Annotated in this window: 13 protein-coding genes; 6 read left to right on the forward strand and 7 right to left on the reverse strand. The window is 66.3% G+C overall.

Annotated features, from left to right (window positions below; all coding sequences use genetic code 11):
• Positions 1-6: 6 nt before the first annotated feature.
• Genes QRN13_RS10020 through QRN13_RS10030 form a run of 3 tightly spaced genes read right to left on the reverse strand, consistent with a single transcriptional unit; the run spans position 7 to position 4,516 of the window.
• Positions 7-948, reverse strand: a complete 942-nt coding sequence (locus QRN13_RS10020) for an alpha/beta hydrolase (protein ID WP_284877808.1) — start codon at positions 946-948, stop codon at positions 7-9.
• On the reverse strand, positions 945-2,456 hold the full coding sequence (locus tag QRN13_RS10025) for an MFS transporter (RefSeq protein WP_284877809.1): 1,512 nt from the start codon (positions 2,454-2,456) through the stop codon (positions 945-947). Before QRN13_RS10025 ends, QRN13_RS10020 begins: the two co-directional genes overlap by 4 nt.
• A complete protein-coding gene (locus QRN13_RS10030) occupies positions 2,453-4,516 on the reverse strand; it encodes a glycoside hydrolase family 97 protein (protein WP_284877810.1) in 2,064 nt (687 codons plus the stop codon). The genes QRN13_RS10025 and QRN13_RS10030 overlap by 4 nt, the downstream gene beginning before the upstream one ends.
• A gap of 106 nt (positions 4,517-4,622) precedes the next feature.
• Here QRN13_RS10030 and QRN13_RS10035 point away from each other — a divergent pair, with 106 nt between their 5' ends.
• Positions 4,623-5,636 (forward strand): LacI family DNA-binding transcriptional regulator, encoded by a 1,014-nt coding sequence (locus tag QRN13_RS10035; RefSeq protein WP_284877811.1) that lies wholly within the window; start codon positions 4,623-4,625, stop codon positions 5,634-5,636.
• Between the two features lie 5 nt (positions 5,637-5,641).
• On the opposite strand, the gene QRN13_RS10040 is transcribed toward QRN13_RS10035, so the two are convergent.
• Both QRN13_RS10040 and QRN13_RS10045 read right to left on the reverse strand, forming a co-directional pair.
• Positions 5,642-7,285, reverse strand: coding sequence for an alpha-amylase family glycosyl hydrolase (locus tag QRN13_RS10040; protein WP_284877812.1), 1,644 nt, complete (start codon positions 7,283-7,285; stop codon positions 5,642-5,644).
• Positions 7,282-9,099: an alpha-amylase family glycosyl hydrolase gene (locus tag QRN13_RS10045; RefSeq protein ID WP_284877813.1), complete on the reverse strand. Its 1,818-nt coding sequence runs from the start codon at positions 9,097-9,099 to the stop codon at positions 7,282-7,284. Before QRN13_RS10045 ends, QRN13_RS10040 begins: the two co-directional genes overlap by 4 nt.
• Positions 9,100-9,388: 289 nt before the next feature.
• On the opposite strand from QRN13_RS10045, the gene QRN13_RS10050 reads away from it, so the two are divergent.
• Positions 9,389-12,193 (forward strand): TonB-dependent receptor, encoded by a 2,805-nt coding sequence (locus tag QRN13_RS10050; RefSeq protein WP_284877814.1) that lies wholly within the window; start codon positions 9,389-9,391, stop codon positions 12,191-12,193.
• A gap of 199 nt (positions 12,194-12,392) precedes the next feature.
• Positions 12,393-13,667, forward strand: coding sequence for a sugar MFS transporter (locus tag QRN13_RS10055; RefSeq protein WP_284877815.1), 1,275 nt, complete (start codon positions 12,393-12,395; stop codon positions 13,665-13,667).
• Between the two features lie 69 nt (positions 13,668-13,736).
• Here the strand turns inward: QRN13_RS10055 and QRN13_RS10060 are convergent, their stop codons facing one another.
• Positions 13,737-14,342 (reverse strand): TetR/AcrR family transcriptional regulator, encoded by a 606-nt coding sequence (locus tag QRN13_RS10060; protein WP_284877816.1) that lies wholly within the window; start codon positions 14,340-14,342, stop codon positions 13,737-13,739.
• Between the two features lie 133 nt (positions 14,343-14,475).
• On the opposite strand from QRN13_RS10060, the gene QRN13_RS10065 reads away from it, so the two are divergent.
• From QRN13_RS10065 to QRN13_RS10075, 3 genes are read left to right on the forward strand one after another with little or no spacing between them, the layout of a single operon-like run.
• Positions 14,476-15,678 carry an efflux RND transporter periplasmic adaptor subunit gene (locus tag QRN13_RS10065; RefSeq protein ID WP_284877817.1) on the forward strand — a complete coding sequence of 401 codons (1,203 nt, stop codon included), beginning with the start codon at positions 14,476-14,478 and terminating at the stop codon, positions 15,676-15,678.
• Between the two features lie 3 nt (positions 15,679-15,681).
• The gene (locus tag QRN13_RS10070) at positions 15,682-18,960 is read left to right on the forward strand and encodes an efflux RND transporter permease subunit (RefSeq protein WP_284877818.1); all 3,279 of its coding nucleotides are present in this window, start codon (positions 15,682-15,684) and stop codon (positions 18,958-18,960) included.
• Entirely contained in the window at positions 18,960-20,393 is a 1,434-nt protein-coding gene (locus tag QRN13_RS10075) for an efflux transporter outer membrane subunit (RefSeq protein WP_284877819.1), read from the forward strand. The genes QRN13_RS10070 and QRN13_RS10075 overlap by 1 nt, the downstream gene beginning before the upstream one ends.
• 76 nt (positions 20,394-20,469) lie before the next feature.
• Here QRN13_RS10075 and QRN13_RS10080 read toward each other — a convergent pair whose 3' ends face one another.
• Positions 20,470-22,557: a catalase gene (locus QRN13_RS10080; RefSeq protein ID WP_284877820.1), complete on the reverse strand. Its 2,088-nt coding sequence runs from the start codon at positions 22,555-22,557 to the stop codon at positions 20,470-20,472.
• Between the last annotated feature and the right edge of the window lie 67 nt (positions 22,558-22,624).

Below are 22,624 nucleotides of genomic sequence, written 5' to 3' on the forward strand. Positions count from 1 at the left end.
TGGTCCTCACGGGTTGCGCGTGGGGGCGGGGGAAAGAAGGAAGGTCAAAGGCACGTCCAGGCGCTGGTTCCAGGATGCTTCATTGTGCTGAGCGCCGGGGAAGACCAGGCTGCGGAAATCGCCGGGGCCGTACCCGCGACGGCGGAAGGTCTGGTCCACCTGGGTCTGGAAGACGGCGTAGAACTGATCCAGCGTTTCGTCGCCCCGGTCGAAATAGAAGCGGTGGTCGCCCGGCGCGGGCAGGCCGCGTTCGATCACGCCGGTCCAGGCCGCGACCAGACGTTCGCGCCAGGCGTCCAGCGTCGCGCCGGGCTCAAGCCCTTCGACCTTCAGCGGCCAGTGGGTGGACAGACAGGCGGCGGCGGAAAAGACCTGCGGCTGTTTCATCACCGCATACATGGAGATCAGGCCGCCCATGCTGGAGCCGGCGATCATCGTGTCCTGCGGGCCAGTCAGGGTGCGGTAGGCGCCGTCGATGAAGGGCTTCAACTCCTCGACCAGGAACCGCAGATAGCCGTCGGACAAGGACGGGCCGCCGTAAATGGCCTGGACCTCGTCGCGCATGTCGGCGGGTAGGGCGGCGATCAGGTCGGCGGGGACATACTCCCTCAGCCGCAGGTCGGTGTTCCAGATCCCCACCACGATCGGCGTCCGCACCTGACCGCTTTCGATCAGCCGCGTGAGATGCTCGTCCACGCCCCATTCGCCGAAGTTGGCCGTGGCCGGATCGAACAGGTTCTGGCCGTCATGCATGTAGAGGACAGGCCAGGCGCCGTCGGACGCCTCGTATCCGGGCGGCAGCCAGACCGAGACGTTGCGCGCCTTCACATGGGCCGACGCGACCGCCTCATGCAGCACCAGCCGCCCGCCTGCGATGGCGCCCTCAGCACCCGCCGCGCCGGCGAAGGGCAGGGCGGCTATAAGGGCCAGAAGACCCCGACGGTTCATCCGCGATGCTCCTTGACCATCAGCGCGCTGGCGGCGGCCAGGACGAAGGAGACGGCGCCCAGCACCAGGGCCCAGATCGCCTGACCATCGAACAGGGTCTTCAGGATCAGGCCCAGAACCGTGGCGGCCAGCAGCTGGGGCACGACGATGAAGATGTTGAAGACGCCCATATAGACGCCCATTTTTCGGTCCGGCACCGCCGCCGACAGGATGGCGTAAGGCATGGAAACGATCGACGCCCAGGCGAAACCGACGCCGATCATCGGCAGCCACAGCAGTCCGGGTTCGCGGATGGCGAAGACGCCGGACAGACCGGCGGCGCCAAGCATCAGCATCAGGGCGTGGGTCGCCTTGCGTCCGATCCGTTTGGCGATGACCGGCAGGGTGAAGGCCGCCAGGGCCGCCACGCCGTTGTAGACCCCGAACAGAACCCCCACCCAGTCGGCGCCCGTCGCATAGGCGGCCGAGGTCGTGTCGGTCGCGCCGTAATGGACGCGGGTCACGGCCGCGGTAGTGTAGATCCACATGGCGAACAGGGCGAACCAGCTGAAGAACTGAACGACAGCCAGGCCACGCATCGTCTCGGGCATGCGGAAGATGTCGTTCAGGATTTCGGTCGCGACGTTGGTGATGCGGCGACGCTGCATCATGCCCACCGCGATCTGGAGCAGGCCGAAGCCGGCGAAGAAGCCCGCCAGGATCAGCAGCTCCTTCTCCAGATCGAGCGCGCCGATCAGCACGAAACCCAGCCCGCCGAGGACGGCGCAGACCAGGCCCGAAGTCATCCAGCCCTGGACGCTACGGGCCGGCTCTTCGGCCTCGACGGCCGCGGTCGGCGCGTCGTCTCGGGCGCGTTCGAAGGCCGCGATCTGTTCGGGGCTGTATTCCTTGGTCGACAGCACCGTCCACAGCACGGCCGAGAACAGGCCGGCGGCGCCGACGTAGAAGGCGATCTTGACCGACAGGGGCACCACACCCGCCTCGGCGGTCGAGGCGATATCGAAGACGTTGGACAACAGCCACGGCAGGACCGAGGCGAAGACCGCGCCGGCGCCGATGAAGAAGCTCTGCATCGCATAGCCGGCGGTGCGCTGCTCCTCCGGCAGGTTATCGCCGACGAAGGCGCGGAACGGCTCCATGGTGATGTTGATCGAGGCGTCCATGATCCACAGCATGGCCGCGGCGAACCACAGGCTGGGGCTGTTGGGCATGGCGATCAGCGCCAGGGTGGTGGCGATGGCCCCGACCAGGAAATAGGGTCGCCGCCGGCCGAACCGGGTCCAGGTCTTGTCGCTGAAATGGCCGATAATCGGCTGGACCAGCAGACCCGTCAGCGGTGCGGCGATCCACAGGATCGCCAGGCTGTCGACTTCGGCCCCCAGCGTCTGGAAGATCCGGCTGGTGTTAGCGTTCTGCAGTCCGAAGCCGATCTGGATGCCGAAGAAGCCGACGCACATGTTCCAGATCGCCAGGCCGGACAGGCGCGGGCGGTGCGAGAGCAGGGTCATCCGCGTCGCGCCCGGCCGACCGGCACAAACCGGATGGCCTGACCGCCGCCGGGGGCCAGCGCCAGGGTCAGGGTGTCAGACGACGTCACCTCGCGCTGCTCGATGACGATGTCCTCGCGCTTGCCGCGATAGTCGGCGTTGGGCCCATCGCGATAGATTTCGGCCCGATATCGACGGCCGGCGTCCAGGAAGTCGAGTGGGGCCTTCAGCACGCGCGGATGCTCGTCGGTGACGGCGCCCAGGGCCCAGACATCCGTGCCGCGCTGCTTGCGAACCGTGACGACATAGTCGCCCATGGCGGCGTCCAGCGTGCGGCTCTCGCTCCAATCGACAGGCACATCCTTGATGAACTGGAACGGGCCAGGGTTGGCCTCGTAGTTGACCAGCAGGTCCGCCGCCATCTGGATCGGGCTGTAGATGACGACATAGAGCGCCAGCTGCTTGGCCCAGGTCGTCTGCACGCCGCCGGGGCTGCGCGTCTCCATGCCGAAGATGCCGGGCGTATAGTCCATCGGCCCGGCCAAGAGGCGGGTGAAGACCAGGTTCGGCTCATGCTCGGGCGGATTGCCGGGATTGCCCCAGGCCGAATATTCCATGCCGCGCTGGCCCTCGCGGCTGATGATGTTCGGATAGGTGCGGCGAAGGCCGGTGTCCTTGAACGGCTCGTGAGCGTTGACGGCGACCTTATGGCGATAGCCGGCCTCGACCACGCGCATGTGGTGCTGAGCCATCGCCTGGCTCTCGTGCCAGGCCATGACCATCTGTCCGTCCGGCCCGGCGACGCGGGCGCCTTGCGCGTCGGCGACGTAGCCGGTCTTCACCGAATGGACGCCGAGGCGTTCATACAGGGCCATGGCCGGTTCGAGTTGCTGCTCATAGTGGAAGGCGTTGCCGCCGGTCTCGTGGTGGCCGATGAGTTGCACGCCTTTGGACCGCGCGTGGGCGCAGACCGCCTCGATGTCAAAATCGGGATAGGCTTCGGTAAAGCTGAAGTCCGCGCCGTTGGCGAACCACTGGCCGTCCCAGCCCTTGTTCCAGCCTTCGACCAGTACCCCGCCCAGCCCGTGCTTGGCGGCGAAGTCGATGTGTTTGATCGCATTCTCGGTGGTCGCGCCGTGCTTGGGCCCGGAGTTCCAGGTCTTCAGGTCCAGGTGCATTTCCCACCAGACGCCGACGTATTTCATCGGCTTGAACCAGCTGACGTCGCCCAGCTTGTTGGGCTCGTTTAGGTTCAGGATCAGGCTGGAATCCAGCAGGCCAGCGGCGCTGTCGGAGACTTGCAGGGTCCGCCAGGGCGTGTTGAACGGCGCCGCGCGCACTACCGCCGCATTGGTCAGGCCCGGCGTCAGTTGAGCGCGGAACTTCGTTTCCTCCGACCGGCGCAGATTCATTCCCGCATAGTCGATGCAGGCCGCCTCGTGGATGGAGACGTGCAGGCCCGACTGGCCCCGAACCGTCATTGGCGTCTGGGCGCTGCCGACCGCATCGATGGGCGTGCGGCTATAGAGATATTCCTCGCGGTTCCATTCCCAGGCCGGGCACCACAGGGCCTCGCCGTTTTCGGCCAGATTGAACTCGGTGATTTCCGAACCGATGCGGACGGTGGTCAGGCCAGCCTGCTGCGGGAACTCGTAACGGAAGCCCAGACCGTCGTCGTACAGGCGGAAGACCACGTCCACGCGGCGTCGCAGGCCGCCGGTCTCGGCATAGGCGACGCGCCATTCGTTGTAGTGGTTGCGGATGAACTGCCGCTCGCCCCACGGCTGCTCCCAGATGTCGTCGACCGTGACCGGCTGCCCTGCCGTCAGGGCCAGGCCGCGCTCGATGGCCGGCGCGTCGGTCAGGAGGAAACCCAACTTGGACGGGGCCACCACGACCCGGCCCTGACGCAGCACCGAATACATCGGCCGTCCGTCGTTGTCGGTGAAAGCCTCGACCGTCAGCACGCCGCCGGGCGACGACGCGCGGGCATGGTTCGGCGCGGTCTGGGCGCGCGCGCCCGTCGCCCCCAGAGCCAGGATCGACACGCCGCCAAGGGCCAGGAAGGATCTGCGCTGCATCATGGGAACTCCGTTACGCCGCCTCTTGCCAACCGCCGCGAACGGTGGCTGAAATATTTGCAGAAAATTTTGCAGCTTCACCATGCTGCTGTGAGGACCCGCGACTTTGAGCCGCAAGACCACTCGTCTGGAAGACATCGCTCGCCTGGCCGGCGTGTCCATCGCCACCGCCTCGCGCGCCCTGAACGACAGCCCCGCGGTCAACGATCGCACCAAACAGACGATCTGGAAGCTGGCCAAGGAACACGACTATCCGTTCCGCCGCCATATGCCCGCCGGCCCGATCGGCGCCCAGGGCACCATCGCCCTGGTGGTGCCGCGTCCGCAGGGGCGCGAAGGGCGCCTCAGCGACCCCTTCTTCCTGGAGCTTCTGGCCGGGGTGGGCGAGGCGGCGCGCGAACGCGGCTGCGACCTGCTGATGAGCCATATCTCGCCCGCCAACTATGACGAGCTGTCGGCCGCGCTGAACACCAGCCGTGCAGACGGCGTGATCTTCCTGGGCCAATCCAGCCTGCATTCGGCCTTCAACCGTCTGGTCGACGCCGATCATCGTTTCGTCGTCTGGGGCGCCGAACTGCCCGACCAGGACTATTGCTCCATCGGCTCGGACAACATCTCCGGCGGGCGACGCGCGACGCTGCATCTGGCGCGGCTGGGGCGCAAGCGAATCGTCTTCCTGGGCGATCTGGATCCGCCCGAGGCCATGCAGCGTCACCGCGGCTATCTGGACGCCTTGAGCCAGAGCGGGCTGGACGTGGACGCCGCCCTGATTGTGCCTGCGCATTTCGAGGTCGAATCCGCCGAGGCCGCCGTGGACGCCCTGATCCGACGCGGCCTGGATTTCGATGGCGTCGTGGCTGCGTCCGATCAGATCGCGCTCGGAGCCGTAAGGGCGCTGCTGCACGCCGGCGTCGAGGTGCCGGGCCAGGTCTCGGTCATCGGCTTCGACAATGTGCCGTTCAGCCGCTACTCGCGCCCGGCGCTCAGCACCATCGCCCAGGACACGATGAAGGCCGGCCGGTTGATGGTGTCCAAACTGCTGGATCACGGCGGCGCCGCAGCAGGCCGTTCCGAGCGCGTTCCGACCGAGCTGATCGTTCGCGAGACCTGCGGCGGCTGAACCCGTCATCCGGCGTCGGCGAAGATCAGGCCAGCCAGCGGCCTCAGCGTCGATTCGTCCGCCTCGGTCCAGTTGACCCCCGCGATCCGCCGCGCGCCGGCAGGCGCAGACCAGTCCACGGCCTCGAAGCCCAAGTTGAACACGCACAGCAGACGCTCGCCGCCCTCGGCCCGTTCGAACCGGCGGAAGACCACCAGGTCGCCCGCGCTCTCGATCTCCAACCCGCCGGTCCGCAGCGCCGGATGGGCCTGACGCAGGGCGATGATGCGGCGCGCGGCATGCAGGATCGAGGTCGGGTCCGCCTCCTGCGCATCCACGGCCAGCGACAGATGGCGCGGATCGACCGGCAGCCAGGGCTCGACCGTCGAGAAGCCGGCGTTGGGCGCCGAGGCCACCCAGGGGATCGGCGTGCGGGCGCCGTCGCGGCCCAGAGTCTCAGGCCAGTTGGCGATGGCCTCGGGATCGACCAGCCGCTCGAACGGCACCTCGGCCTGAGGCAGGCCCAACTCTTCGCCCTGATAGACGAAGACATTGCCGCGCAGGCACATCAGCAACAGCAGGGCCATTTCCGAGAAGGCCTTCTCGTCCCGGCCCTGGGCCCAACGCGACACCGCGCGCGGCGCATCGTGGTTGGAGAAGGTCCAGGACGGCCAGCCCTCGCCCTGCTGATCCGGCCACATGCCGTCACCGAGGCCGATCAGTTCGCTCTTCAGCGTATCGGCATAGAGATAGAGGAAGCCATAGGCTGAGTGCAGGCGGTCGTTCCCGGCGGTGAATTCCTTCATCTCGCGGTCAGCGTGATCGCCGCCGACCTCCGCCACCGTGAACCGGCCTTCATAGCTGTCGGTCAGGGCGCGGATGCGGTTCAGGAAGACGATGATGTCCGGGTGGGACTGATTGTAAATCTTGTCCTGGAAATCGAACGGCCGCGTGCGCTTCTTGCCGTCCTGGATCGGCGGATTGTCGCGCAGGGACGGGTCATGGATGGCGAAGTTGATCGCATCCAGACGGAAGCCGTCCACCCCCCGATCCAGCCAGAACCGCGCCGCTGCGATCAGGGCGTCCTGAACCGCTGGATTCCTGACGTTCAGCTGAGGCTGGGAGGCCAGGAAATTATGCATGTAGTACTGGCCGCGCCGCGCGTCCCAGGTCCAGGCCGGGCCGCCGAACACCGACTGCCAGTTCGAGGGCGGCGAGCCGTCCGGCTTGGCGTCGGCCCAGACATACCAGTCGGCGTGGTCACCGTTGCGGCTGGCGCGGCTATCGGTGAACCAGGGATGTTCGTCCGAGGTGTGTGAGAAGACCTGATCGATGACGACCTTCAGCCCCAGTGCATGGGCGCGCGCGATCAGGGCGTCGAAGTCGGCCAATGTGCCGAAGATCGGATCGACGTCGCAGTAGTCCGACACGTCGTAGCCGAAGTCCTTCATCGGCGACGTGAAGAAGGGCGACAGCCAGACGCCGTCGACGCCTAGAGAGGCGACGTGGTCGAGGTGCTGGGTGATCCCCTTCAGATCGCCGACGCCGTCGTCGTTGGAGTCGGCGAAGCTGCGCGGATAGATCTGATACAGCACCGCGCCGCGCCACCAGTCGTGCGCCAATGCGGGGGCGGCGTCAGCCGCGGAAAGATCGAGGGGCAGGGCAGTCACGGCACGCTCTTGCAGACGAGGTAATCGAGGGGGGGCACGCGAACGGCGACGCTGGCGGGCGCGGAGGATTCGGGTGCGCAATCGCCGCGCAGAGCTTGCCACCGCAGCGAGCCGGGCTCCACCTCGACTTGAGCGGCGACGGGCGCAGTGGAGGTGTTGAACAGGGCCAGGATCTCCGATCCGTCCTCGCCGACGCGCGACAGGGCGAACAGACCGGGCTTGTCGCCATAGGCGCGCACGACCTGACGGCCGCGTCGCAGGGCCGGCTCCTCGGCGCGGATGCGGGTCATCTCTGCGATCGCCCGGTAGAGGGGGGCGTCCGTGGAATAGGCCGGCTGGCGACCGCCAACGGGCGTCTCGTTCGCATAGACCGGCGTGCGGCTGGGCCACATGTCCTGGCGCGAGTTTCCGTATCCGCCCGCGCCGGCGAAACCCTGTTCATCCCCGTAATAGAGTGTGGGCACGCCCCGGCTGAACATCATCAGGGCATGGGCCAGTTTGATGCGCGCCAGCACCTCGGCGTCGTCGGCGTTCGGATTAGCCTGTTTCACGAAGAAGCCGACCCGGCCCATGTCATGGTTGCCCAGGAAGGTCGGCAGGATGGCGGCGGTCTCGGCGCCCTTGTCATAGATCGTGTCGGCGTCGAACAGCTTGGCCAGGGCGTCGGTCCCGACCTTGCCGGCCGCCACATCGGTCGCCTGCTTCTGGAACGGGAAGTCCAGCACCGCCGGATAGCCGTCGACCCGCGTGAACCGCGCCGTCACCGCCGGATCGGGATCATAGACCTCGCCGAAGATGTGGAAGTTCGGAATGCCCTTGGCTTCGGCGCGGGCGATCATGGCGGGGATGAAGGCCTGCCAGAAGCCCGGGTTCACATGACGGGCGGTGTCTATGCGGAAGCCGTCGATCCCGTATTTGTCGATCCAGCCGCCGAAGATGTCGATCATGCCCTGGATGACCACCGGGTCCTCGGTCAGCAGGTCGTCCAGCCCGGCGAAGTCCCCGTCCAGGCTGCTTTCGCCGGTGAAGGTGCTCTCGCCCCGGTTATGATAGTGGATCGGGTCGTTAAGCCAGGCCGGAACCTTGGCGTTCTCCTCGCCCGCCGGGACATAGGGGGTGTAGGCGTAGTCGGGTCGGGTCAGGCGCGAGAAGTCCCGACCGTCGAAGCCGTCGTTGATCGGCACCCCGTCCAGCCCGCCGCGACGGGTGTAGGGATAGTCGGCGCGACTGCGATAGGCGCAGCGGCCTTCCGGGCATTCGCGATGCTGGATGACGTCGGCGGTGTGGTTGGCGACGATGTCCAGATACACCTTCATGCCGCGCGCATGGGCCGCCTCGACCAGGGCGCGCATCGTCGCTTCGTCGCCGAAATGCGGATCGACGGCGGTGAAGTCGGTGATCCAATAGCCGTGGTGCGCCGCGCCGGTGTAGTCGCCGTGGCTCTGCACCGGCTTGTTCTTGAACACGGGCGCCAGCCAGACCGCCGTCGCGCCGAGGCCATGGATATAGTCCAGCTGTTGGGTCACGCCCGCCAGGTCGCCGCCATGATAGAAATCGGTATCGGCCGGATCGAACCCACTCTTCAGCCGGTCGGCGGCGTAACCGCCGTGGTCGTTCGTGGCATCGCCATTGGCGAAGCGATCCGGCAGCAGGAAGTAGATCACCTCGTCCTGAGGCAGGCGTTGACGCAGGGCTGACAGGGCGTCTTCGGCCTGGCGGGTTTGCGCCGTCGTCGGCGTTGCAAAGCCGCTCAGCAGAGCCGCCGCCGCCATCGCCGCGTGCAGTCCGGCCCCTTTAGAGGATCCCCTCGCCATGACGCTCACTCCCTTCCGTCTGGAAAGTGCAAAGCCTTCCAGATCGATTTGCAAGATTTTGCAGCAATGGCCGGGCCTGTCAACGCGTCGCTGAATTGCTGCAATGCGTCATTGAAATGGCGCGAAACCGCAACCTCGCGCGCGATAACGGCCTCCGAACCGGCTTGAAGTGCGACGGAAATCGGACCTCCGCATTAACTGCTTGCAACATTCCCAAAGATTTGCATATTTTTGCGACGGCTTCAGATCGCGACGTTCAGAATCGCGGTCAGCCCCAGGGAGGATGACCATGTTCCAACGTCTCAACCGGCGCGCGCGCCTGCTATCCGGCGTCGCCTTCGGCGCAGCCGCCCTGATGGCGGTCGGCTCGGCCCACGCACAAACTGCTGCCGCCACGACGGCGCAGGCCGACGATCAAGCCACCGAAGTCGGCGAAATCGTCGTCACCGGCATTCGCCGTTCGATCGAAGCCGCGATCTCGGCTAAAGCGAGCAACACCTCAATCGTCGAAGTCATCTCGGCCGAAGACATCGGCAAGCTGCCGGACGTCTCGATCGCCGAATCCCTTGCGCGCCTGCCGGGCGTGACGATGCAGCGCCTCGACGGCCGCAGCCAGGCGATCTCCATCCGTGGCTTGGGCCCCGACTTCACCACCGCCCTGCTGAATGGGCGCGAACTGGTCACCACCGGCGACAACCGCGGCGTCGAGTTCGACCAGTTCCCCGCCGAACTGCTGAACAGCGTCGTCGTCTATAAGACCCCAGACGCGGCCCTGATCGGCCAAGGGCTGGGCGGCACTGTCGACCTGCGCACCGTTCGCCCGCTGGCCTACGGCCGCCAAGCCATCGCCATGAACTACCGCCACGAGTGGAACGAGATCGGCGCCCTGAACTCGGGCACGACCGACAACGGCGACCGCTACACCATCTCCTACATCGACCAGTTCCTTGACGGTACGCTAGGCGTGGCCTTGGGCTACGCCCACATGAGCTCGCCCTATCAGTCGGAGCGCTTCAACGCTTGGGGCTATCCCAACTACACGGACGGCAATCTGCTGACCGGCGGCGTGAAGCCCTATGTGATGTCGTCGGAGCTGGAGCGCGACGGCTATATGGGCGTGCTGGAATGGCGCCCGAACGATCGCATCCACTCCACGATCGACGCCTTCTATTCCGAGTTCAAGAACACCCAGGTCCTTCGCGGCATCGAATTCCCGCTGGCGTGGGGTGGTTCTTCGGGTGACTGCACCGTGAACGTCCCGTCGGCGGTCTGCCGTCCCGGCCCCGCGCTGCGTCCTGGCTACACGGTCCAGGACGGCCTGATCGTCGCCGGCACCTGGGACAACATCAAGGGCGTGGTCCGCAACGACCTGAACAAGCGCGACAGCAACATCACCGCCTTGGGCTGGAATACCGAGTTCACGCTCAGCGACGACTGGTCGGCGAACCTGGACCTCAGCTATTCGAAGGTCGAGCGTAACGACATCATCTTGGAAACCAACGCCGGCACCGGCCGCAACATCAATGGCGCGCTGGACACTCTGGGCTTCGAACTGACCGATGACGGCGTCACTCGTTTCACCAGCCGTCTGAATTACGCCGATCCGAACCTGATCCGTATCACCAGCCCGCAAGGCTGGGGCGGCGACGTCATTCCGGGCGGTCAGGCCGGCTATATGAACACGCCCTCCATCGAGGACGAGATCAAGGCAGCGCGCTTCTCCGTAACGCGTGAACTGCATCAGAGCCCGTTCAAGTCGATCGACTTCGGCGCCAACTACACCGAGCGTCAGAAGAGCTTCGTCAACGATCAATTCTATCTCGGCGTCCCCGGCGGCGGCGATTTGACCGTGCCTTCTGCCTTCCTGCTGGACCCGACCGACCTTGGCTATCTCGGCATCAGCGCCGTGCTGAGCTACGACGCTCTGGGCCTGGTCAACAGCGGCGCGTTGAACCGCGTCCGCAACCCGAACGCCGACGTCACCGCCGGCAACTGGGAAGTGACGGAAAAAGTCTCGACCGCCTACGTCCGCGCCAACATCGATCACAACCTGTTCGGCCGCGCCCTGACCGGCAACGTCGGCATGCAGTTCGTCTATACCGATCAAAGCTCCAGCGGCTTCTCGGCGCGTCAGGTCGGACCGGGTGTCTCCGAGACTATCGCGGTGACGGGCGGCGACGAATATCTGGAGATTTTGCCTAGCGCGAACTTCATCCTGGAAACAGGCGAGGACATGTTCACTCGTCTGGCGGTTTCGCGCACCCTAGCGCGTCCGCGCATGGACGATATGCGCGCCTCGCGGAACTACAGCTATAACCCCAGCTTGGCCCAATCGACCGACATCAACCGTTCTCCGTGGGGCGGCGGCGGCGGCAATCCGGAACTGCGGCCGTACATCGCGGACGTGATCGACGTGTCGTTCGAGAAGTATTTCGCCAACCGCAAGGGCTACATCTCGCTGGCGGCCTTCTACAAGAATCTGGAAAGCTACGTCTTTAATCGCAACCAGATCTTCGACTTTACCGGCTATCCGATCGGCGTGATTTCGCCGACCAACCCCGAGCCAGCGTTGCGCCAAGGCCTGGTCGGCGCGCCTGACAATGGCGAAGGCGGCTGGATCAAGGGCCTTGAGCTTTCAATCTCGGCGCCGTTCGACATCTTCCATCCGGCCCTGGAAGGTTTCGGCGCCCAGTTCAGCGCCTCGACCACGGACAGCGAAGTCCAACCGGATCCGACCCAGGCGCCGACCGCCCTGCCGGGTCTGTCGGAGAACGTGATCAACGGTTCGCTCTACTATGAGCGATACGGCTTCCAGTCGCGCATTTCGGCCCGCTATCGCTCGGATTACCTGGGCGAGGTCGCCGGTTTCGGCAACGGCCGCACCCTGCGTTCGGTCGCGGCGGAAACCGTGGTCGACGCCCAGGTCGGCTATGAGTTCCAGTCTGGTCCGCTGGAAGGCCTGTCGGTTCTGGCTCAGGTCAACAACCTGACCGACGAGCCGTTCAAGACCTTCGAAAACGGCGATGAGCGCCGGACGATCGACTATCAGCACTACGGCCGCACCTTCGCGGTCGGGCTGAACTACAAGTTCTGATTTCCCCTCTCTTCTGAGCAAACTTGGGCCGCCGCGTTCGCGAGGCGGCCCTTTTCTTTGCCTGCGCCCCGGCTCGGCGGGAAAGTTTCGTTACAGAGCGCGCTTTTCGGCTGGACGCGCCTTTCGCGATGTCCGAACCAAGCAGGATGAGAACCGCGCGACCACAGCGCGGCCGTTCGATTTCACTGGGGGATCATTCATGACCGTTCCGGACGCCGGAAAACGCCAGGGCGCAGGCTTGGCCTTCGCCTATGTCACCACGCTGTTCTTTGCCTGGGGCTTTGCGACCTCGCTGATCGATCCGCTGATCGCGGCGGTGAAGCGGGTGTTCGACCTGAACAACGCCGAGGCCTTCCTGACCACCTTCGCCTGGTTCATCGCCTACGGGCTGATGTCCCTGCCGGCGGCCTCGGTGCTCAGCAAGCTGGGCTACAGCCGCTCGATCATTAGCGCCCTGATCGTCATGGTCGCGGGCTGCCTGATCGTGCCGGCAGCGACCGCCGCCGACTGGTATCCCGGCGTGCTGATCGCCCTGTTCGTCATCGCCTCGGGCGTGACCCTGCTGCAGGTCGCGGCCAACCCGCTGGTCGCCGAGCTGGGCAGCCCCAAGGGCGCCTCCAGCCGTCTGAACCTGTCGCAGGCCTTTAACTCGCTGGGCACGACCGTCGGCCCCTGGCTGGGCTCGCACGTCCTGCTGACGGGGGGCGTCTTCGCCGCTGGCGCTGTGGTCACCGCTGCAACCCGCACCCAGTCGCTGCGCAGCATCGACATGGCCTTCCTGGGCATGGGGGCCTTCTTCGCCTTGATCGCCGTCTTCATCTTCACGGCGCGCAAGAAGATCAATGCGGCGGCGCCTGAATCGCACAATGCGGTTTCGCCGCTGAAGGCCCTGTCGTCGCCGTGGGCTGTGTTCGGCGCCCTGGCCATCTTCCTCTACGTCGGTTCCGAAGTCGCCATCGGCGGCATGCTGACCAACTTCCTGGAAAGCCCCGACATCCTGAACGCTCCCATCGAGACGGCGGGCAAGATGGTGGCCCTGTACTGGGGCGGCGCCATGGTCGGCCGCTTCATCGGTTCGGCTGTCCTGACCAAGGTGCGCCCCGGCCTCGTCCTGGCCTGCTGCACCGTCGCGGCGGCGGTGCTGTGCCTGACCGTCAGCCAGATCGGCGGGCCGACGGCGGCCTACGCCGTCCTGTCGATCGGCCTGTTCAACTCGATCATGTTCCCCACCATCTTCACCTTGACGCTGGAGCGCTCGACCGCTCCGACTTCGGCGACGTCGGGCCTGCTGGTGTTCGGCATCATCGGCGGCGCCCTGCTGCCCCAAGTCGCGGCGCATATCGCCGATGCGGCCGGCAAGCTTCAGCCCGCCTTCATCGTGCCGATGCTGGGCTACGTCGGCCTGACCATCTTCGCCATCGGCTGCATCCGCACGAAGGCGCGGACCGAAGTGACCTCGACCGCCTCGCACTGAGCCGGTCGTCAGACAAGATAAAGGGCGCGGAGGTCAGCCTCCGCGCCTTTTTTCATTTCGGCGATGGGGTCAGCCGTCGATCAGCGACTGAAGAATGGGCGCCAGGCGGTCGCGCATCTCCTCGCATTGGGCGGGTTCGATGTTGAAGCTGCCGCCGCCCAGTTCGCGACTGACTGACATGCCCATGATGAAACCGGCCAGGAGACGCGCGCGGACCGTGGCTTCCGGCCCGCTCAGCCATTCCTCCAGCGGGCCGAAGAACCGCTGGGTGCAGGTGTTCTGAACCATCTCCGACGCCTTGGCCGAGCCGATGGAGCGCAGCATGATCGACATGCCCTTCAGCTTTTCGGCCTTCTTGGGTTCGAAGACGATCTCGTGCGCCACGCGCCGGCCGAAGTCGGCCTTTTCGCCCTGCATCAGGGCGCTGCCATCGCCGCAGCTATCCAGCGCGGCCAGGAACAGATCGTCCTTGGAGCCGAAGTAGCGGCTGATCAGGGCCGCATCGACGCCGACATCGCGGGCGATGTCGCGCATGCCCACGTCGTCATAGCTCTCGGCCGCGAATCTCTCGCGCGCAGCATCGAGAATGGCCGTGCGCGTGGCGGCGGCGTTTCTCGGGCGTGGGCCGGGACATAACAAGGTGATGACACTCCACAGACAATAACCGTAGATCACATATGGCTTTGTCAACGCCTGTTGACAAGCGCCACGGCTCCGACCATTAAGTCACCACGCGTTGACAAGGCCGACTCCCCATCGGCCTTTCGTCCGCACGACAGGGATTTACCTCCGACAGGGAGATGCGCAGATGCGCGGGCTGAAGATTGCGGCGGTATCCGTCATGGTGACGGGTGCGCTTTATGGTTGTTCCCCAAAGGCAGAGGCGCCCGCACAAGGCGCGCCGCCCGTGACGGTGGCTGTGCCGCTGAAGCAGCAGGTGCGGGATTGGGACGAGTTCACCGGGCGCTTCGAAGCGGTCGAGAGCGTGGACGTGCGCGCCCGCGTCGGCGGTTATATCCAGGCGGTTCACTTCCGCGACGGTCAGATGGTCCAAAGGGGCCAACTGCTGTTCACCCTGGATCCGCGCCCGGCCCAGGCCGCCTTGGCGCAGGCTCAGGCTCAGGTGGCCCAGGCTCAGTCGCAACTGTCGCTGGCCCGCGCCAACCTGGCCCGCAGCGAGGCCCTGCTGGCCTCGCAAGCCGTGTCCAAGGCCGAATATGATTCCAACAAGGCGGCCGTCGATGCGGCTCAGGCCAATCTGGCGGCCGGCAACGCCGCCGTCCGCAATGCGCGTCTGAACCTGGAATACACTCGCGTCACCGCGCCGACCTCGGGTCGCGTGTCCGACCGTCGCGTCGATCCGGGCAATGTCATCGCCGGCGGTTCGTCGGCCGGCGACATCCTGACCACCATCATCTCGGGCGGCCCGATCCACTTCGTCTTCGACGGCTCGGAAGCGGTCCTGCTGAAATACCTGCGTCAGGGCGGCGCCAATCAGGGCGCAGTCGTCAATGTGCGCCTGCAGGACGAAAGCACCTACAAGCATACCGGCCGTCTCGACTTCTCTGACAACGCCGTGGACACCGCCTCGGGCGTGATCCGTCTGCGCGCCATCCTGCCCAACGCCGACGGCTTCCTGCGCCCCGGCATGTTCGGCAGCGCCCAGGTCGCGGGCGCCGGCGCCTATGACGCCCTGCTGGTTCCGGATTCGGCCATCGGCACCGATCAGGCCCGCCGCACCGTCGCCGTGGTCAACGCCGACGGCACCGTGACGAACAAGGCCGTCCAGCTCGGCCCGATCGTGCAGGGCTTGCGCGTCGTCCTTTCGGGTCTGGCTCCGACTGACCGCGTCATCATCGCGGGTCTGCAACGCGCCGCTCAGCCGGGCTCCAAGGTCACGCCCAAGAACGGCAAGATCGAACCCGTCGCCGGCGATGCGTCCCAGGCGCCCGTCACCCAGTCGGCGCCCGCGTCCAGCGCCTCCTTCGCCAACAGTCTGCCGGCCGGCTAAGCCATGAACATCTCCCGCTTCTTCATCGACCGGCCGATCTTCGCGGCCGTGATCGCGGTGGTGATCTCCATCATCGGCATCGCCGCCTATCCGCTGCTGCCGCTGTCGCAGTATCCGGAGATCGCGCCGCCGACGATCACCATCAACGCCGCCTATCCCGGCGCCTCGGCCGAGACCCTGGCCGAAACCGTCGCCGCCCCCATCGAGCAGGAGGTGAACGGCGTCGAGAACATGCTCTACATCTCCTCCTCGTCCACATCGGACGGAGCGGTGGCCATCACCGTGACCTTCCAGCCCGGCACGGACCTGGATTCGGCACAGGTGCTGGTCCAGAACCGGGTGGCGCTGGCCGAGCCCCGTCTTCCCGAGGCGGTTCGCCAGACGGGCGTCGTGGTCAACAAGGCCGAGAGCGGCTTCCTGATGATCCTGGGGCTGACGTCGCCCGACGGGACCCTGGATAACGACTATGTCGGCAACTACGCCAACTCCACGCTCCGGGACCGTCTGCTGCGGATCGAGGGCGTGGGCGCGGTTCAGGTGTTCGGCGGCGGCAACTATTCGATGCGCGTCTGGATCGACCCGGCCAAGGCGGCCGAGCGCGGTCTGACGGGTCCCGAGATCGTTTCCGCCCTGCGCGCCCAGAACGTCCAGGCCGCCGCCGGCTCCATCGGCCAGCCGCCGTTCCCCAACAGCGCGGCCGCCTTCCAACTGCCGGTCCAGGTTCAGGGCCGTCTAAGCGATCCCAATGAGTTCGCCAACGTCGTCCTGAAGACGGACGCCCAAGGCCGCGTCACCTATCTGCGCGACGTGGCGCGGATCGAACTGGGCGCCCAGGACTACGGCATCCGCGGCTTCTTCGACGGCCAGCGCGGCGTCGGCATCGCGATCGTGCAACAGCCGGGCGCCAACGCCCTGGGCACCGCCGATCGCGTCCTGAAAGAGGTCGAGGCCCTGAAGTCCGAAGTGCCCGCCGGCATGAAGGTGGACGTGCCCTACAACCCGACCGAATTCGTCGCCGCCTCGGTAGAGTCGGTTCAGCACACCCTGGTCGAAGCCGTCATCCTGGTCATCATCGTGGTCATGGTCTTCCTGCAGACCTGGCGCGCGGCCATCATCCCCATCGTCGCCATTCCCGTCGCCCTGGTCGGCACCTTCGCGGTGCAGCTGGCGCTGGGCTATTCGATCAACTCCCTGTCCCTGTTCGCCCTGGTCCTTGCGGTCGGCATCGTCGTCGATGACGCCATCGTCGTGGTCGAGAACGTGGAGCGGGCCATCGGTGAGGGGCTCAGTCCCAAGGAGGCCGCCTATCGATCGATGCAGGAGGTTTCCGGCGCCCTGATCGCCATTGGCCTGGTGCTGGTGTCGGTCTTCGTGCCGACGATGTTCGTGCCCGGCATCCCCGGCATCTTCTATCGCCAGTTCGCGGTCGTCATCGCCTCGGCTTCGGTCATCTCGCTGTTCGTGTCCCTGACCCTGTCGCCGGCCATGGCCGCCCTGCTGCTGAAGCCGCACAAGAAGGATCACGAGCACGCTCGCAAGCCGGGCGTCCTGGGCACGGTCGTCTATTACGGCGGCTGGGCCGGTCGGAAGTTCAACGAGGGCTTCGATTGGCTGTCGGATCGTTATGGCCGCCTGACCGCGCGTCTGGTGCGCACCGTCGGTCTGGTGCTGATCATCTATGCCGGTCTTCTGGGCCTGACCGCCTGGCGTCTGGTCGACACCCCCTCGGGCTTTATCCCTGAACAGGATCAGGGCTTCCTGATCGGCGTCATCCAACTGCCGGCCGGCGCGTCGCTGGACCGCACCCAGGCGGTGATGGAACGCGCCACAAAGATCATCCAGGGCACCGCCGGGGTGAATGGCACCGTGGCCTTCGCCGGTCTGGATGGTTCCAGCTTCTCGTTCGGTTCCAACGCCGCCACCATCTTCGTGCGCCTGAACGGCTTCGAGGAACGCTCCAAGGAGGAGGCCGCCACGGCCCTGGCCGGCGCCATCACCCAGGCGACCGGACAGATCGAGGACGCGCAGATCTTCGTCATCGCCCCGCCGGCGGTCCAGGGTCTGGGCACCGGCAACGGCTTCTCGATGATGATCCAGGACCGCGAAGGCGCCGGCTATCGTCCGCTGGAAGGCGCGACCTTCGCCATGATGGGCGCCGCCGCCCAGAAGCCGACCGAGGTCAGCCAGGTCTTCTCGACCTACAACACGGCCTCGCCGCGCATCACCGCCGACGTCGATCGTGACAAGGCGCTGATGCTGGGTGTCCAACCCAGCTCGGTGTTCGACACACTGGGCGTCTATCTGGGTTCGTCCTACGTCAACGACTTCAACATGCTGGGCCGCACCTTCCGGGTGACGGCGCAGGCGGAGCCGACGGCGCGCGACGACATCGCCGACATCGCCAATCTGAAGACCAAGTCGTCCACGGGCGCCATGGTGCCGATCGGATCGGTGGCCAATCTGGTCAACGATTCCGGCCCGGCGCGGATCGTGCGCTACAACCTGTTCCCGGCTGCCGAACTTCAGGGCAACGCCGCAGCAGGGGTTTCTTCCGGCGAGGCGCTGCAGGTCATGGAAACCATGGCCGCCCAGACCCTGCCGCAGGGCTTCTCCTACGAATGGACGGGTCTGGCCTATCAGCAGAAGGCGGCGGGTTCCGGCGCGACGGTCATCTTCCTGATGGCGGTGGTGTTCGTCTTCCTGGTGCTGGCGGCTCAGTACGAAGCGTTCACGCTTCCGCTGGCGGTCATCCTGATCGTGCCGATGTGTCTGCTGGCGGCCATCATCGGGGTGAACCTGCGCGGCCTGGACAACAACATCCTGGTCCAGATCGGCCTGGTCGTTCTGATCGCCTTGGCGGCCAAGAACGCCATCCTGATCGTCGAGTTCGCCAAGCAGGCCGAGGAAGAGCAGGGCATGAACCGGTTCGAGGCTGCGGTCGCCGCCGCCAAGACCCGTCTGCGTCCGATCCTGATGACCTCCTTCGCCTTCATCCTCGGCGTCGTGCCGCTGATGCTGGCCTCGGGGCCAGGCGCGGAGATGCGTCAGTCGCTGGGCACGTCCGTCTTCTCGGGCATGCTGGGCGTGACCTTCTTCGGCCTGATCTTCACCCCGGTCTTCTATGTGGTCAGCCGCTGGCTGTCCTCGAAACTGCCGCAAGGCAAGAAACCGACCCCGACGCCTGACCGTCCTTCGGACCGGCCCGTGCGTTATGACGAAACCAGCGACCTGACCGATCCGAACGCGCCTGCGCCCGCGACCGGCCGGGGAGGGGACATCTGATGACCCGCAACAAGACCTTCAGCTTCCTGACCGCCGCAGCCTCCAGCGCCCTGCTGGCCGCCTGCGCGGTCGGGCCCAAGGCGCCGGTCGCCGACCTGCCCGTCGCCGGCACGGCCGCCTTCGTCGGCTCGGCCAGCCCCACTGTCTCGACCGCTGCGGCGCGCGACGACTGGTGGCGGCTTTACGAAGACCCCACGCTGGACGCCCTGATCCAGCAGGCCTTCGCCGAGAACAACCAGCTCGAAGCCGCCTTCGCCAATCTGCGCGCGGTTCGGGCGTCGCTGTCGGAGGCCCGCGTCGGCCGTTTCCCGACCACGACAACCAGCGCCCAGGCTCAGCGCAGCCGAGCCTCTGCCGCCACGGTCCAGGGGCTGCCCGCAGGGCAAGATGCGCCCGAGATCGACACCTATGACGTCGGCATACAGGCGGCCTATGAGGTCGATTTGTTCGGACGGGTGGAATCCACCATCCGCGCCGCCCGCGCCGACGCCCGCGCCGCCGAGGCCGCCCTGGCCACGGTCCAGGTGACGGTCGCGGCCGAGACGACCCGCGCCTACGCCGACACCTGCTCGGCCAATGCGCAGATCGCGGTGGCCGAACGGACGCTGGAGCTGCAACGCAACACCGCCAACCTGACCCAAACCCTGCTCGGCGGCGGGGCGGGCACGGGGCTGGACGTGGCCAGCGCTCGGGCGGCCCTGGCCCAGACGGCGGCGACCCTGCCGACCCTGCGTGCGGCCCGTAACGAGGCCCTGTTCCGCCTGGCCACCCTGACCGGCCGCACCCCGGCCGAGGCCAGCCAGGCCGCCGCCGCCTGCGTGCGTCCGCCCCAGCTCAGCCAGCCCATCCCGGTCGGCGATGGTGCGGCGCTTCTGGCCCGCCGTCCCGATGTGCGCCAGGCCGAGGCCGAACTGGCCGCCGCCGCCGCGCGCGTGAACGTGGCGACCGCCAACCTGTTTCCGCAGATCAGCCTGGGCGGATCCTTCGGCTCCACCGCGCTGGACTCGGGTGAACTGGGCGACGACCAGAACTTCCGCTTCAGCTTCGGTCCGCTGATCAGCTGGTCCTTCCCCAACGTCTTCGCCGCCCGCGCCCAGATCAAGGCTGCCGGCGCCCGTTCGGACGCCGCCCTGGCGACCTTCGACCAGACCGTGCTGACGGCCCTGCAGGAGACGGAAACGGCCCTGTCCAACTACGCCAACGAGCTGGACCGCCGTGCGGCCCTGACCGAAGCCAGGGACCAGGCAGCCCGCGCCGCCGACCTGTCGCGCCTGCGATTCAACGCCGGCGCCGACAGCTTCCTCTTGGTGCTGGACGCCGAACGCACCCAGGCGGCGGCGGACGCCGCCCTGGCCCAGTCCGACGCCTTGGTCACCACCTACCAGATCGCCTTGTTCCGCGCCTTGGCTGGCGGCTGGCAAGCCGACAGCTGACCGCGTCGCGATGCTGAAAGAAGGGCCGGGCGACGTATCGCCCGGCCCTTTTTTGTTCTGATCAAACTATCTGCGGTCAGGGCAACATTCGCACCTTAGGCTCGCGATCCCACTGGCGTGTGCGGGCGGGGGCGAGGAAGCCTTTGGCGTCCTTGGACAGATCGATCACGCCCGCGTCCGGCTCGACGCCCGCCTTGTCCAGCAGGGGCTGAGCCTCGGGCGTGTGGCCGATGGCCTTGAGGTGGCCGAAGGCGTCCTTGGCGAAATCGACTGCGGCGCCTTCTTTCAGCATCTGGGCGCAGCCGTCCTCGGACAGAACGATCGCCACGGCGTCGAAAAGGACCGATGGACTGCCGGCCAGTTGACCATCTGCCGCCAGCGTCTTGCCGTCCTTCAGCTTGGCGCCGCCGATCTTGGGCGCGACGATGAAGACCGAGCCGCCGTCGCCTTCAACCTCAGCCTTGACGGCATCGACGACCGCGCCGTCCGAACCGTCGGCGACCAGGATGGCGACCTTTCGGCCCTTCAGGGTGTCGGGATATTTGCCGACGATGCGCAGGGCGGGCGAGGCGTCCAGATCGATGGGCGCCACACCGGGGTCGGACGCCTCGGGGAGAGGCAGGTTCAGGCCGTCTGCGACCCGCTGTGCCAAGGTCTTATCGACGTTCTGCAGATTGGCCAGAACACGCTCGCGAACGTGGGCGAGCGACACCTTGGACAGTTCGAACACGATGGCGCTGGCCAGGTGGGCCTGTTCGATCTCGGTCTGGGAGCGGAAGAACAGTCGCGCCTGGCTGTAGTGGTCGGCGAAGCTTTCGGCGCGCAGCCGGACCTTTTCGCCCTCGACCCGTATGGGCGCGGTGCGGAAGCCGCCCTTGGGATCTTCACGCGGGCCGCCGTCCTCGCCCGCCTCGGACAGGCTGTTGGGCTCATAGTTGGCGCGGCCCTTCGGCACGGCCATCTGCATGTGACCGTCGCGCTGGAAGTTCTGGAAAGGGCAGCCCTTGGCCTGGTTGATCGGAATCTGGTGGAAGTTGACCGTGCCCAGGCGCGACAGCTGGGTGTCTTGATAGGAGAACAGCCGCCCTTGCAGCAGCGGATCTTCCGAAAAATCGATGCCCGGCACGATGTTGGTCGGCAGGAAGGCGACCTGCTCGGTCTCGGCGAAGAAGTTGTCCGGGTTGCGGTCGAGCACCATTCGGCCGATCACGCGGATCGGATAATCCTCTTCCGGCACCAACTTGGTGGCGTCCAGAATGTCGAAGGGCAGGGCGTCGGCCTGGTCCTGGGTAAACAGTTGCACGCCGAACTCCCATTCGGGGAAGTCGCCCTGATCGATGGCCTCATACAGGTCGCGGCGGTGATAGTCGGGGTCGGCGCCGGCGATCTTGACCGCCTCGTCCCAGCAGGTGGACTGCGTGCCCAGCTTGGGACGCCAGTGGAATTTGACCAGGGTCGTCTCGCCTTCGGCGTTGATCAGCCGGAAGGTGTTGACGCCGAAACCTTCCATCATGCGCAGGCTGCGCGGGATGCCGCGATCCGACATGGCCCACATGACCATGTGCATGCTCTCGGGCATCAGGCCGATGAAGTCCCAGAAGGTATCGTGGGCGCTGGCCGCCTGGGGATAGCCCTTGTCCGCCTCCATCTTCACCGAATGGATTAGGTCCGGGAATTTGATCGCGTCCTGGATGAAGAAGACGGGGATGTTGTTGCCAACCAGATCCCAGTTGCCCTCGGTCGTATAGAATTTGACCGCAAAGCCGCGCACATCGCGCGGCGTATCGACCGAGCCCGCGCCGCCGGCGACGGTCGAGAAGCGGGTGAACAGCTCGGTCTTGTTTCCAACCTCGGTCAGGATCTTGGCCGTGGTGAACTCCGACAAACTGTCGGTCAGTTCAAAGAAGCCGTGGGCGGCCGAGCCGCGGGCATGGACGATCCGCTCAGGGATGCGCTCGTGGTCGAAATGCTGGATCTTCTCGCGGAGGATGAAGTCTTCCAGCAGGGTCGAGCCGCGCGGGCCGGCCTTGAGCGAGTTCTGATTGTCGCTGATCGGCGTCCCGTGATTTGTGGTCAGGAGGGTCTCAGGCGTCGAGGCGGTCTGGTGCACCTCGCCGGCGTTGCCGATTGTCGGCGCGCCGGCCGGCTTTGCGTTCTTGGCCATCTTGGGAGTCCTTTGGAGCAGCGGCGCAAGCGGGAGCCGCGCGCGTTCCCGAAGACAACTCGGTGGA

Origin of the sequence: Brevundimonas sp. MEB006b (genome assembly GCF_030209705.1) — a bacterium.
Classification (GTDB): Bacteria; Pseudomonadota; Alphaproteobacteria; order Caulobacterales; family Caulobacteraceae; genus Brevundimonas.

Excerpts from the sequence above, each read along its gene's own strand:
- QRN13_RS10020 (WP_284877808.1), bottom strand. The coding sequence starts at position 948 with ATGAACCGTCGGGGTCTTCTGGCCCTTATAGCCGCCCTGCCCTTCGCC.
- QRN13_RS10025 (WP_284877809.1), bottom strand. The coding sequence starts at position 2,456 with ATGACCCTGCTCTCGCACCGCCCGCGCCTGTCCGGCCTGGCGATCTGG.
- QRN13_RS10030 (WP_284877810.1), bottom strand. The coding sequence starts at position 4,516 with ATGCAGCGCAGATCCTTCCTGGCCCTTGGCGGCGTGTCGATCCTGGCT.
- QRN13_RS10045 (WP_284877813.1), bottom strand. The coding sequence starts at position 9,099 with ATGGCGAGGGGATCCTCTAAAGGGGCCGGACTGCACGCGGCGATGGCG.
- QRN13_RS10050 (WP_284877814.1), top strand. The coding sequence starts at position 9,389 with ATGTTCCAACGTCTCAACCGGCGCGCGCGCCTGCTATCCGGCGTCGCC.
- QRN13_RS10055 (WP_284877815.1), top strand. The coding sequence starts at position 12,393 with ATGACCGTTCCGGACGCCGGAAAACGCCAGGGCGCAGGCTTGGCCTTC.
- QRN13_RS10065 (WP_284877817.1), top strand. The coding sequence starts at position 14,476 with ATGCGCGGGCTGAAGATTGCGGCGGTATCCGTCATGGTGACGGGTGCG.
- QRN13_RS10070 (WP_284877818.1), top strand. The coding sequence starts at position 15,682 with ATGAACATCTCCCGCTTCTTCATCGACCGGCCGATCTTCGCGGCCGTG.
- QRN13_RS10075 (WP_284877819.1), top strand. The coding sequence starts at position 18,960 with ATGACCCGCAACAAGACCTTCAGCTTCCTGACCGCCGCAGCCTCCAGC.
- QRN13_RS10080 (WP_284877820.1), bottom strand. The coding sequence starts at position 22,557 with ATGGCCAAGAACGCAAAGCCGGCCGGCGCGCCGACAATCGGCAACGCC.